We start from the raw sequence: 13,286 nt of genomic DNA, 5'->3' as shown, positions 1-13,286 counted from the left end.
TTACCCATACTGGTACGAAGAGTTTTCTTGCTGTGACCGTTACGACTGTTGTCGGTAGCCTTGTTCTTAACGTCATACGGCTCGTATCCAAGCTCGGAATCAAGCTCTGATTCAAGGCTACCTTCCATAAATCCGGCAAGTGCCTCCTTGAAAAGTTCCTGAATATCGTCCATGCTCTGAATATTCGCTGCCGAAAGAAAATCACTTATTAGCTCTCTTCTTGCTCGCTGCTCTTCTGTTTCATTTCTTCGTCTTCTGCTCATAATTAAAACCTCCAAAGTAGTGTCTCTTCTATTATACACTACTTCAGAGGTTTACACAAATTTTAGGATAGACTCGATGATCTTCTGAAATGGATACTTGAACACCAACTGTAAAAGCTGCTTTTTTGAGCAGCTTTTACTATTTTATACATCATCCTTAGTCCTGAACGCCTTTTTTAGCCTTTTTATTTCCTTGTTCGCATAATACCATGCAGCTGAAAAACCGCCAATAAGCATGCCGATCATACAGCCGATGATCATACCTGCAAACAGTATTGTCATTCTGTCATTCCTCCTTCGATATCTATTGTCTCTTCTTCCATTTCATCATCCGAGCATATATCCACATACTCTCCGATAATACTCAGCGCTTCATTATAGCTTCCCGAGTTTGTAACACGTTCAGACATTTCCTTTGCTTCATCCCTCATACCATTTCTTCTGAGTGTTCTTGCTGCTATCCCTATAAGATTGAAAACATTTCCGTCAGCACCAATAAGCGGACATCTTGGTTTTGGCCTTTCCTGACTGTGTTCCTCAAGCTGTATTTCCATAACTTTTGCGGCGAACTCTATGCTTTCTTTTCCGTAATCCGGATAGTATTCCTCTATCCTCTCGCCGTTATAATAGGTACGACGCCCGCAGTTAGCACCTATGTCCTCATCAGCCCACTCATGTTCGATCTTCACGCATGGAAACATTTCGGACAGCTTTTGGATAACAGGGTGTGGTGCAGACCAGGCAGAAAGAAAGCGAAGACTATCTTTATTGCATGAATAGACTTCGCCTTCATAGTAACAGTATCCGGCATACCAAATGGAAACTGCTGCTGAAGCGGAACTAGTATCGTCAGCTGCTCGTTTCGGAAATCCATATCAGCAATTTGGTAAATGAAGATACCTATTGTACTCAGCACAAATTCTCCCGTGTCCTTTTTGTACATAGTGATATCGCCGTACAATCCGTTGTTGATGATGAACTCTGATATCTTCCTAACGTCTGTCAGTTCCGCAGGCTCATCATCGCAGCCGTATGCTACTATTGGCGGCTGATCAAGCTTGTAAAACGTCGATTCATCAGGATCTATTAGCACCACATTACCGCTTTCTGTTGAACAGTACAAACCATTATCGTCAATTCTATCTACAATATATTTCTTTCCTACTATATCATCATTTGCCGCACGGTCTATCTTGATTTTGGTACCTGTCGGAAATGTTTTCTCCATGAATTGTTTCAGATCATTGTTCATTTCTTTATACTCCTCCACTTATCATAAAAATCTGTGTTATATCGATTCCTTCTTTCACGACTGACCTCCCATTCCAATTTCTTCCGATCGTGTAAAGCTGTCAAGATAGTCTTTTTTGGGCAAAAGCTGCCAGTCATCACCGCTGTTCCAGAAGCTGATATTTATTTCGCCTGCATCGGTCTTGAGATATTTCTGCTCTAAACTCTCACCCCAGCCATCACTCAGCTGTCCGGAACAGTATTTTATGAACCTTGCCATTGCATCCTCTGAAAGGTCTCCGATCACCTTTATCGTTATAACTCCTGTAAGTTCACCGCCTATTACCTCCACGGAGCAATGCGCCGAAAAAACTTTGTTGTCCAGCTCATCATCAATACTTTCTGGATGATACCAGTGCATCAATCCTCGCTCACGTTCTTCAGTAAGATCATTCTCCCGAATGCCTATATTGATATCATCGGCATATTTGCCATCTCTGCGTTATCCGCAATGCAAAAATCACGGGGATAATTGCTGATATTAAGATAGTCTCTCCTCAATTCAAATAAAACCCTCGTAGTATCGACAAAAGCGATAAAACATGGTATAATAGAAGTGCAAGGAAAAAGCCGGAAAACGAGAAAAAAACTTGCACTTTGGAGGATGCCATGTATAAGTTCAAGAGAGAAAAGCAGATTTCATTTACCGATTTCAATCAGCCGCTGGGACTGCAAATGAACCCGGATAACCGCTGGGTAAAGAAAGCAGAAATGATCCCTTGGGAAACAATTGAAGCTGAATATGCTAGGCTGTTCCCGAGCCATACCGGTATGCCTGCAAAGCCCCTGCGCATGGCACTCGGTTCGCTGCTGATTCAGAAGCAATATCACTATCCTGATGAGAAACTGGTCGAACAGATCAGAGAAAACCCGTATTATCAGTATTTCATCGGTCTGCCCGGATATGAAGACAAGATTACGTTTGTGCCGTCTCTGCTTGTTGAATTTCGCAAGCGTCTGTCTGAAGAGGTGCTGAACGAGATCAATGAAATGATCATCGAATACAATACACCGAAAGACGATCAGGTCGATCAGGATGACGATGATGATCACGGTAACGGCGGCGGAGAGCAGGAGACGAATTAGCAGCAGGATATCCGGAATCACACGGAAACCGCTGCGATCTTGGATATATTTCGAATCTTCTGAAAAACAATGGTGTTGTGCTTTCAGAATCTGACGCATATTTACTCGATATTCTGGAGACAGTCTATTCGCAGCAGCAATATATGTTTGTCAGCAATACACATCGCATTGAAAATAGAATCGTCAGCATCAGCCAGCCATATATCCGACCGATCGTCAGAGGAAAAGCAAAATCTCCGGTTGAGTTCGGTGCCAAGCTGGATCTGTCTGTGGATGAAACCGGAATGTGCAGAATTGAAAAGCTATCCTTCGAAGCCTACAACGAGAGTGCCGTTTTGAAAACTGCGATCGAGAATTATAAGAAGCGCACAGGACATTATCCGGAGCGTGTACTCGCAGATCAGATTTATCGCAATCGGGATAACATTGCATTTTGCAGCAGTCTCGGCATTCGGCTTTCCGGAAAGAAACTCGGAAGGCCGAAGAAGGATGCAGACAGCAAGGCTGAGAAGAAAATCGCCTATCAGGATAATACCGACCGAATTGAAGTGGAGCGGAAGTTTAGTCTCGCGAAACGCAAATTCGGTCTGGGTCTGCTGCTTACAAAAAGAGAAGATACAACAAAAGCATCGATCGTTCTCAGCATCATTGCAATGAACATCGACCGTCTTGCGGCGATGCTTTTGCGCCTTATTCAGTTTTTGCTGAATTTCGAGCTGTCATATGGCCTGCGGCGGTGCTCTTGAAATTATGTCTTAATGAGGAGAGACTAATTATATCATGATAAATTCAAAATGGCAAGCTAATTGTAAAATATATGAATATATTTTATTTTTTTGTAAAGAGTAACAAAGGTTATAAAGTATTGAACTGCATTTGGTACAAAATTAAGTTCACTGTTATGCTTTTACACTTGAACCATTGTAGCTATCGTGCTATAATTATAACAAATAACTATACACTGACAGAATGGCAGGTGGAAAACTATGAAAAGGCAGATCATAGGTGTTATCCTGACAAGAACGGCTGACACCGAACAGCGGGAACTTCTCCGCGGTATAATCCCTGTGGCTTGGCAGCATAATACAGACGTTGTGGTGATATCGAATATATATGATCCCGAGTATGATGATGAACAGCTTGCAGCTGAGAATGACATCTATCGTCTGACAGAATCTCCCGACCTGTGCGGTCTTATTCTTGTGACGGAAGCCTTCATAAATCCTACCCACCGCAAACAGATATCTCAGCTGATGAATAACAGGGGCGATGTTCCGCAGATAGCTGTCGGCTCTTACTTTGAAGGCTTTGAGCTGGAGCACTGCATATCTCTGAACACCGCAGATGCAGACGATATAACCGACCTTACGGAGCATCTTGTGACAGTACACGGTTTTACTGAAATTGATCTGCTCACAGGTTTTCAGAATTATTTGGTATCCCACCTGCGCATAGACGGATATCGCCGTACACTGGAAAAACACGGCATACCATTTGATGAGAGCCGTGTAATGTTCGGTGATTTCTGGATGCCATCGGGCGAGAAACTTGCAAAAGCCTATATTTCGGGAGAACGTAAAATGCCGCAGGCTGTGATATGTGCAAACGATCACATGGCTTACGGTATACTCGATGTTTTTTCGGCGCATGGTATCTCTGTACCCGAAAACCTCACAATTGTGGGATATGAATTTGTGCGTGAACGTCATATGCACACGCCGATACTTACAACGTTCCAGCGCAACCGTGAAGCTCTCGGAAGAATAGTTACGGAAATGCTCCTTAAAAAGATTGGGACAGGGGAATTCGGTGATTTTGTTCCGCCAAGAGGAAGAGTCATCTGTGGAAACAGCTGTACCTGCGGTATAAAACTTTCAGACTTTGATACCGAACTCAGCGCCGCAAGGACAAAAGCTTTCTATGAATTTCTCCACCTGTATAATCAGCTGGAACAAAGGCTGACCGAAGCACATTCCATCAGGGATTTCTGCGGAAAGTTCGTCGGCTCGGAATATCTCCTGCCGAATATCGGCGGAGCCGAACTCTGCCTTTACCGCAACTGGAATCATGGAGTCAGCGATGACAGCTCAATTAACTGTTATACTATCTACAACGCCTCAGACAACGGTCAGAGCAGAACGTTTAATCGGCTGAACATCTCAGCACTTACCGAGAACTGCGACACTCCTGCGGTTTACTACTGTTCTCCGCTGTTTTTCAGTGACCGACCGCTGGGGTTTATTGTCACACGGTATGATATCCCCGCGACTTATGACCATATTTTCCGAAGCTGGATGAAAACAGTATCTAACGCCCTTGAGATACTTCGCATGAAAAATGATATACGGTATCTTATGGACTGCTGCAACCTCTCGGAATATCAGGATACACTTACAGGTCTCCCGAATCGGAAAGGCTTTTCTCACGAACTTCATATACTCATAGACAAAGACAAGATGCATCAGCCTGTGTTCTGCCTTTTGCTGCAGACTGCCATCGACCGTGACAGTCTGTCGCTGAAAAACAAGAAGTCAGAGTTAGCTGTTCATCAGGAGATTTCAGCTGCTTTGCAGAGCCTGACATCTCAGTTTGTACTTGCAAGACTTGAGGAAAACATCTATGCTGTTGCAGGACTGAATAACAAAGAAACAACTGTTGAACTTTTGCATGAGCGCATAACTTCTCTTATGCTCAACAACGAAAAGTATATTGGACTTTTCGGCATGGATTCGTTCTGCATCGCATCTGTTTGCACAGAGTATACCTGCTCTACCGAACTGCTGGAAACAGCAGAGAAAGAACTGATGACTCAGGTCAGAATTGTTGAGGAGATGCATAGCCGTCCCCATTACCGTCAGCTTATCAATGCACGAAGCAGACTGTACAGCACAAACGAAGAACCGCTTTCAGCCGAAACTCTTTGCAGGCAGTACCTTATCTCGGCAGGACATTTCCGCAAAATATATAAAGAAACCTTCGGCATAGCCTATCATCAGGATATAATTCGTCAGCGCATGATGAAAATGATATGGCTGCTGATATCCACAGACTTAGATCTTTCCGCGATCACAGAGCACTGCGGATACGATGACTACGGCTACTGTCTGCGGCTTTTCAGACAGTTCACGGGATATACCCCCAACAAGTACCGCAAACTATAAGGCCAAGGAACGTTTTCTCCATAAAATATGTATTTTTTTCATTGAAATAGCTATCGGCATTAGTTATAATGAAATTACAAAAGTAAAACGTTTAACAATTTTAGATCGTTCATCCTGTGGTGTAAAGATGTACGGTCAGAACGTTTCACAAAGGAGGAAATAGTATGAAATTCAAGAAACTGTGTGCCTTTTTGCTGTCAGGCGCAATGCTTGCCGGCACGATGGTATCACCTGTGGGCAGTATGTTGCCGATGGCAGTCAGACCTGTGAGCATAACGGCACAGGCAGCAGCAACAATGCGTCGTCCATGTGACCCCGAGCACCCTATGCTCATAGTTCACATCGACACATGGAATTATGCCGACCCCGCAAAGATAATCGCTACTATCCCCGAGAGCATCAGACCCTACTGCGTGTTCAATATCTCCCTCTCGATAAACTGGAGTAATACCGAACACAAGTGGCTGATGGTACAGGATGGCTACGAGTGCGCAAAATCGTGGCTGAAGACCTGCTCGGATATGGGTGTATGGTGCATGGTACAACCTGCATCGGGCGGTCAGTGTCATTTCCCTGACTATGACAGCAATTACAATATCGTAAACTCACCCAACAAGGGCAGATATGTACAGCACGCTGACGAGGATTATGAGAACACTATATATGCCGAGTTCTTCCGTGATTATCCCAGCTTTATCGGCTTCAACTATTCCGAGCAGTTCTGGGGCTTTGCATCGCAGGATCACCCCTGCACATTCCAGCAGCGTTATCAGCATTTTGCTCACCTGCTGAAGCTCTGCAACAAGTACGGCGGTTATCTGAACATCAACTTCTGCGCAAACCGCTGGTCTGCGGGACTGAATCCCATAGCAATGCTCAAGACCAACAGCCTGTGGCGTGATGCCTGCGAGAAGTATGGTCAGAACCTGATGCTTGAAGAAAAGTATACACAGGAGAGTATGATCGAGGACGTTGAATCCCAGATACTCGGTCTGTACCTTTCGGGCTACTGCGGCTGCTTCGGCGTGCGCTACGATGATACAGGCTGGACAGACCTCGGTTCCGACGGCTCATCTCTTTCCACAAAAAATCAGTACCGCCAGATAACAGGTCTGCCTATACACGCTGAGAGAATGATAATGAACGGTGCTACCGTTATTGATGGTCCCGAGCTTGTATGGAACGATGATTTCGGTGAAACTTGGGGCGGTGTAAAGGACAGTGAAGGTTATTCCTGCCGTAACTGGTTCACTAAAGATCAGTATGTAAATTCCACTCTGAATTTCTTTGAAAAGATGGTAGACGGTACTTACCGCATACCCACCCGTCAGGAAGTCATCGACCGCACAAAGTATATCATCATACAGGACGTAAGCTCGGGCGGTGACAACACAAAGTACAGCACATATCAGACGCTGTTCGAGGGTCTTTACCGTATGCCGAACGACGGCAATCTCTGGGATAACAAGAACCTCTATAAATCAACGGGACGTTACCCCACTATACCCACCACCTACGGTCTCAGAGACAGCACTGCTAAGTCATTCAAGTATCAGCTGAAACAATCGCAGCTCGGTTCCCGCTGGAGCAGTATATCTGCCAAGCAGAACGAATTCAACAGAGAATTCCCTTCAGAATACGCTGGCACCTGCTATGCGGGTCACTATAACAACACATGGGTGACTTACAACAACGATAAGCTCAACCGCAATCAGGGCGTGCTTATTGATCTGCAATACAACACCTGCTCTACTTTTGATGCTAACTTCAACGCTTACGGAAATGCGATAATCAACGAGTACAGCGATCACATTGACGTTTATGCAAACAACTTCGATAACAAGGCACAGACTACTCTTGTTACCGATACCTTCAAGGTCAACGGCTGCAACTCCAGACCAACATACACCGCTAAAGATACAGGCCGTAACCAGACAAGCTCCCAGATAACCGAGAGCTATTCAAACGGAACATATACCCTTGTTGTGAAGCACAACGGTTCTGTTGATATACGTATCAACTGCACAGGCAATAACACAGGCAGAAAGACCAATTACAACAAGGCATCTGTACAGCCCATAACCAAGCCCGCATTCTACACAGGCACCCGTCAGTATGAGGGTGAATTCCTCGATGTCAAGAACGTTGAGGGCAATGTTACCAACGCCTGCAACAGCGGTGTTACAGGTATTCAGGGTCAGGGCTTCCTTAAATACGGAAAAAACTACAATGCCGCTGTCAAGGATACCGTACATACCGATAAGGCAGGTGCGTTTACTCTGAAGCTGAGATATTCCTCTCAGTCGGACATCGATCAGGTAGACCTTTACGTCAACGGCACCAGGCAGGAGACTATGCACCTTTCAAACACCTACGGCTACTCCAACTGGAAGACATATGAAAAGACGATCAACCTCAAGGCAGGAGATAACAAGATCGAGTTCAAGTCAAATTCGGCTCTTCCCTCTTCGCTGTACATCGATAACTTTACAGTAGACGGCGATTTTGGTGACGGAAGCGGAACTATCATCATAAACGAGCCCGATCCGATCCAGGGCAGGATCATAAGAGACCTGAAAGTTGCTGACTATGAAAATGCAGACGACTGGTCGATCGTTTATGATACCACAGTGGGCTCACCATTCTACGGCGACAGAGATATCACCGTAAACAGCATTCCTTCCTACCTGAGAAATACCGAGACTATCAGAACAGCCTGCGATTCCAAGATGTTTGCAAACGACGAAGCAACATTTGCTGTTGATCAGGATTCAACTGTTTTCGTTGCAGTTGATGACCGTGTAAATCAGGGCCTTAACTGGCTGAATAGCTGGACTAAGACTTCCGACACCATGACGACCTCTAATGATGTAGTCCTCACAGTTTTCCGCAAGGACTTCTCTGCAAACAGCACTGTAACACTCGGTACGAATGGTGCCCAGGGACTTTCTGCGAACTACATAGCATTCGTTCTTCCCAAGCAGTCACAGTCTTCCGATACATATCCCAAGAATGTCAGAGCTATAACCAACTCTCAGTATCATCAGATACAGTTCGTATGGGACAAGGTACAGGGTGCTGATAAGTACGGTATCGCAGTTTACCTGGCAGGCAAATGGAGAGTCCAGACCTCCAATATCACAAATAACAGCTACGTAACGCCAAAGAACCTTACTCCCGGCATGACATACAAGGTAGCCGTTGCGGCAAGAGTGAACGGTAAGTGGAACACCACAGACCCCATCAAGAATGCTGTTACTGTTACTGTAAGGTAATAAGCGTATAATTCGTGTGACGTAAGAACATTGTTTATCGCTATCCCATGGCACACGCACTTACTTTTCCCACAAATATTAGGGTTGAATACAGCAAGGAATACCATCAGGTAAGATTCACATGGGATAAGGTCGAAGGTGCTGACAGGTATGGTATAGCTGTTTATCTTGCAGGCAAGTGGAGAGTTCAGGCACAGAATATCACCGGAACTGTTTACACTTCCCCTAAAAATCTCACCCCGGGCAAGACCTACAAAGTGGCTATCGCCGCAAGAGTGAACGGCAGATGGGATACAACAAACGCTATCAGACATTCGGGTACTGTTACTATAAGGTGACAGTTCAAAATTGATTCGATTTGATAAATGCAAAACGGGACTGTTTCAACTAAGCAACAGCTCCTTCAAATTTGTCTCAACAAGAACAAGCTCTTTATTCTTAAAGGAGGAGGATCATATGAAAATTTTCAAACGCTTGACCGCTCTGTTTTGTACCGGTGGAATGCTCCTTATGTCAGCACCACACTGTGTTCTCACCTCTCATGCGGCACAAACAGTCAAGCTGTCACCGGATAATACTTTTACCATAAACAATGGCGAATTTGAGGGCTGGGGTACATCTCTTTGCTGGTGGGCCAATCGCCTCGGCTATTCTGACTCGCTGGCACAGCAGGCGGCGGATGTGTTCTACGGTGATGAAGGCCTACGTCTTAATATTGCTCGCTTTAATATCGGCGGCGGTGATGATCCAAGCCACAATCATATCACACGAACCGATTCCAATATGCCGGGATATACTAAGTATAGCAACGGAAAAATTACCTATGATTGGAGTGCTGATGCCAATCAGCGCAATGTGCTTATGCGGTCTATTCAGGCTGCCGGAGATGATATGATTGTGGAAATGTTCTCCAATTCGCCGCCCTATTATATGACGAAGAGCGGCTGTTCGTCAGGATCGGCAGATGCCAAAAGCAACAATCTGAAGGACGACCAATACGATGATTTTGCGCGGTATTTCGCGGAGGTTTGCTATCACTATCAGCACGACTGGGGCGTGAAGATCCAGAGCGCGGAAGCTATGAATGAGCCGTATACCAACTTCTGGAAGGCCAACAGCTACAAGCAGGAGGGCTGTCACTTCGATCAGGGAAGCTCGCAGTCAACCATGATCGTGGAGCTGCAAAAGGCGATGCGTGACAAGGGAATGGGCGATGTTATTCTTTGCGGTACGGATGAGACCTCCATTGACACGCAGATTAGCTCTTTTAACAATCTCTCTAATGATGCCAAAAAAGCGATCGGTCGTATCGACACCCACACCTACGGCGGCAGCAAACGTGCCGAGCTAAAAAATATTGCCCTGTCCAACGGAAAAAATCTCTGGATGAGCGAGGTGGACAGCAGCGGCACGGCCGGGACGAATGCAGGCGAAATGAGTGCGGCACTCTGGCTGGCACAGCGTATCACGACCGATGTCAACGACATGAACGCATCGGCGTGGATCATGTGGCAGGTGATCGACAGCCACATTTCAAAGAACGGCTACAACGGCCGAAAGGATACCGGTATGGTGGACACGCAGAAGGGCTACTGGGGCGTGGCAGTTGCCAACCATGATGAAAATAAGATCGTTCTGACGAAGAAATACTACGCTTTCGGACAGTACTCGCGCTATATTCGCCCCGGTATGATTATGCTGAACTCCTCCGGCAATACTGTTGCCGCTTATGATCCTGAGACGGGACAGATCGTGGCTGTTTCCTACAATACAAGCGGCAGCAGTGCTGACATAACTTTCGATCTTTCAGACTTTGCTGAGGTTGGCAGCACGGCAAATGCGATCCGCACGAGCAAGAATGAGAACTGGAAGAATGTGGGCACTATCAATCTAAACGGCAAAACGCTGAATGCAACCTTGCCCGGCAATTCCATCACAACGTTTGTCATTGAGGGAAATGGCAGTATAGGCGGCAATGAGATCAAGGTGCAGGCTGACAAGCTAAGCGGCTCTGACTCGTGGAAGCAAAATGCAGATACCGATTTCCACAAGGCTTTTGACGGCGACAACGCAACATACTTCGACGGCACGAGAGTCGGCTGGGTACAGGCAGATCTGGGTGCGGTCTACGATCTGAGCGCACTTGCTTACTGCCCTCGTCAGAACTATGAATACCGTATGGTGGATGGCTATTTCGAGGTGTCGATGGACGGCACAGACTGGCAGAGTATACACACAATTAGTGAGAATCCCACATTTGCCATGCACAAAGTGAAACTTGAAAAGCCGATCACGGCACGTTATATCCGCTATGCAGTACCAGAGGGCAAGCCGCGCAACAGCTACAACACAAATGATGTTTATTGCTGTAATGTAGCGGAAATCAAGCTCTATGGCACGCTGAATCCGGAGACGAGCTTTACAAAATTTGCGCCCGAAGCAACAAGCGGTACAGATTCGTGGAAGCAGCAGGGACGCTTTAATTATGAAAAGGCGTTTGATGGCGATACTGCAACCTACTTTGACGGTGTGGGCGCAGGCTGGGTACAGGCTGATCTTGGGGAAATATGTGAGCTGAATGCGATCGCCTACACTCCCCGTAAGGGCTACGAAGCACGAATGGTGGACGGCTATTTCAGCGTTTCCGAGGATGGCACAAGCTGGCAGACGGTACACACGATCGGCAGGATGCCCACATCGGACACACAGACCGTTATGCTCGATGCACCGGTGAAAGCAAGGTATATCCGCTACGCTGTTCCGGAGGGAAAGCCGAATAACGGCGTGAATACCGATGATGTGTACTGCTGCAATATTGCGGAGCTTGCGTTCTATGGCGCTGTACTGCCGAATGCGGTAATCAGCAACACTATAAAAGTTGAATACAGCGAGAAATATCACCAGGTAAGATTCACATGGGATAAAGTCGAAGGCGCCGACAGATATGGAATTGCTGTATATCTTGCTGGCAAGTGGAGAGTTCAGGCGCAGAACATCACGGATACAGTATATACCACCCCAAAGAACCTCACTCCGGGCAGGACTTACAAAGTTGCAATCGCTGCAAGGGTTAATGGCAAATGGGATACTGCAAACGCTATCAAACATTCAGGTACCGTCACCATAAGATAACAGGCGGCATTGATATTTGATCTTATTGAAGACGTAACACCCACGTGGATACTAAATGTGAGTATCTACGTGGGTGCTTTACATCTTATCCTGACATAATCAAAATGATAATTAGGGTAAGCGTATAACCGGCTCTTTCCAATGTTAGTTGCTGTTTGCGTATAAAAGCTCATGCATCAGGACTTTAGCTTTAAGCAGAGCAAAGCTGTTTCGACCGTACATTATTCGCTTAATGAGTTTGATTTTTGTCACGCTGCCCTCGGCAAGGCCATTGTTGTAATCGAACATAATTGCATTTTTTATTGCAAATATATCATGTTTCAAACCGTCAACAAATGACTTTAATTCAGGGACGGCATCCAAATGGGAAGCCTGTTCTATCCAGTGTTCAAGATCTTCTGCTTTTTTAGAGAAGACAATACGATGGAAATCTCTTAAGATGCCATATAAAGCAGCAAGTTCCGGATACTGTTTAAGAAGCGCTTCATATTGATCCTGAGTGATCAGCTTTACATCTTCCAGATTGCGATATACGAGTTGAGAAAGCGTGATCCTATGAATATAGTCCTTTCCGCCATGCAGACCTAACCTTTTAGCGTGAGCCCGTTCTTTTTGCATAAACATTCGTATCGCTGCAACAGAAGCGATATATCCTTTTGATTTGATGAACTCGTATATCTCAGTATAAGTTTGACCGTTGCTGCGCATAGATATGATATCCTGTTCATATGGTGTCAATTTTCCACGCCGTTTTAAGTCATAATGGCCGTTGTGAGGCGAGAAGTCTGGATTCAGATAATTCCTTATGGTTTTGGACGAATGATGTGTGGCACATGCTATTTCTATGACGGTCATCCCTTCATCAAATAATTGTCGGACATGCTTTATTTCGTTCTCTTTTCGTTTAATTGTTTCATTGTACTGCCTTTCACGGACAGTATCCTTGTCCTTTGGGATTTGATCTTCCGGAATCGAAAGATAATTTTCAACTGTTCTGACTCCGGCGTGAAGAAGATAGGCTATTTCCTGTACAGTAAGCCCTTCTTTCCGTTTCGAATGAGCATATCTGATTCTTTGTG

General features: G+C 45.5%; 9 protein-coding genes and 2 pseudogenes. 5 read left to right on the top strand and 6 right to left on the bottom strand.

Going from position 1 to position 13,286, the window contains the following annotated elements; translation table 11 throughout:
• The 5 genes from BMY75_RS17035 to BMY75_RS17020 all read right to left on the bottom strand — a co-directional run.
• The coding region (locus BMY75_RS17035) for a transposase (protein ID WP_170844345.1) at nucleotides 1–263 on the bottom strand (263 nt) is incomplete at its 3' end.
• 144 nt (nucleotides 264–407) lie between these two features.
• Complete coding sequence (locus BMY75_RS18165) at nucleotides 408–545, bottom strand: hypothetical protein (protein ID WP_170844344.1); 138 nt, start codon at nucleotides 543–545, stop codon at nucleotides 408–410.
• Nucleotides 542–973, bottom strand: a complete 432-nt coding sequence (locus BMY75_RS18760; protein ID WP_347500276.1) for a DUF1281 family ferredoxin-like fold protein — start codon at nucleotides 971–973, stop codon at nucleotides 542–544. Before BMY75_RS18760 ends, BMY75_RS18165 begins: the two co-directional genes overlap by 4 nt.
• Nucleotides 949–1,515, bottom strand: a complete 567-nt coding sequence (locus BMY75_RS18570) for a hypothetical protein (protein WP_074836365.1) — start codon at nucleotides 1,513–1,515, stop codon at nucleotides 949–951. The genes BMY75_RS18760 and BMY75_RS18570 overlap by 25 nt, the downstream gene beginning before the upstream one ends.
• Before the next feature lie 54 nt (nucleotides 1,516–1,569).
• On the bottom strand, nucleotides 1,570–1,845 hold the full coding sequence (locus BMY75_RS17020; RefSeq protein WP_170844343.1) for a hypothetical protein: 276 nt from the start codon (nucleotides 1,843–1,845) through the stop codon (nucleotides 1,570–1,572).
• 349 nt (nucleotides 1,846–2,194) lie between these two features.
• Here BMY75_RS17020 and BMY75_RS17015 point away from each other — a divergent pair.
• The 5 genes and pseudogenes from BMY75_RS17015 to BMY75_RS16995 all read left to right on the top strand — a co-directional run.
• A pseudogene (locus BMY75_RS17015) lies at nucleotides 2,195–3,382 on the top strand (transposase); the annotation flags it as partial.
• 243 nt (nucleotides 3,383–3,625) lie between these two features.
• Nucleotides 3,626–5,800 (top strand): substrate-binding domain-containing protein, encoded by a 2,175-nt coding sequence (locus BMY75_RS17010; protein WP_081350609.1) that lies wholly within the window; start codon nucleotides 3,626–3,628, stop codon nucleotides 5,798–5,800.
• A 164-nt stretch (nucleotides 5,801–5,964) separates the two neighbouring features.
• Nucleotides 5,965–9,075, top strand: a complete 3,111-nt coding sequence (locus tag BMY75_RS17005; RefSeq protein ID WP_074836361.1) for a glycoside hydrolase family 98 domain-containing protein — start codon at nucleotides 5,965–5,967, stop codon at nucleotides 9,073–9,075.
• Nucleotides 9,076–9,137: 62 nt separating this feature from the next.
• Nucleotides 9,138–9,413 (top strand): annotated as a pseudogene (locus BMY75_RS17000) (BspA family leucine-rich repeat surface protein); the annotation flags it as partial.
• 118 nt (nucleotides 9,414–9,531) lie between these two features.
• A complete protein-coding gene (locus BMY75_RS16995) occupies nucleotides 9,532–12,207 on the top strand; it encodes a discoidin domain-containing protein (RefSeq protein ID WP_074836359.1) in 2,676 nt (891 codons plus the stop codon).
• Between the two features lie 144 nt (nucleotides 12,208–12,351).
• On the opposite strand, the gene BMY75_RS16990 is transcribed toward BMY75_RS16995, so the two are convergent.
• Nucleotides 12,352–13,286, bottom strand: a 935-nt coding sequence (locus BMY75_RS16990) for a transposase (protein ID WP_074836357.1), incomplete at its 5' end; no start/stop codon positions are given.

Source organism: Hominimerdicola alba (assembly GCF_900109655.1).
Taxonomy (GTDB): Bacteria; Bacillota; Clostridia; order Oscillospirales; family Ruminococcaceae; genus Hominimerdicola; species Hominimerdicola alba_B.
The sequence above is the reverse complement of the archived record's forward strand: the minus strand, read 5'-3'. Positions and strand labels throughout refer to the sequence as shown.

What these genes read in the sequence shown, in the direction of transcription:
- BMY75_RS17010 (WP_081350609.1), top strand. Translation starts at nt 3,626, where the DNA reads ATGAAAAGGCAGATCATAGGTGTTATCCTGACAAGAACGGCTGACACC.
- BMY75_RS18570 (WP_074836365.1), bottom strand. Translation starts at nt 1,515, where the DNA reads ATGAACAATGATCTGAAACAATTCATGGAGAAAACATTTCCGACAGGT.
- BMY75_RS17005 (WP_074836361.1), top strand. Translation starts at nt 5,965, where the DNA reads ATGAAATTCAAGAAACTGTGTGCCTTTTTGCTGTCAGGCGCAATGCTT.
- BMY75_RS18165 (WP_170844344.1), bottom strand. Translation starts at nt 545, where the DNA reads ATGACAATACTGTTTGCAGGTATGATCATCGGCTGTATGATCGGCATG.
- BMY75_RS16995 (WP_074836359.1), top strand. Translation starts at nt 9,532, where the DNA reads ATGAAAATTTTCAAACGCTTGACCGCTCTGTTTTGTACCGGTGGAATG.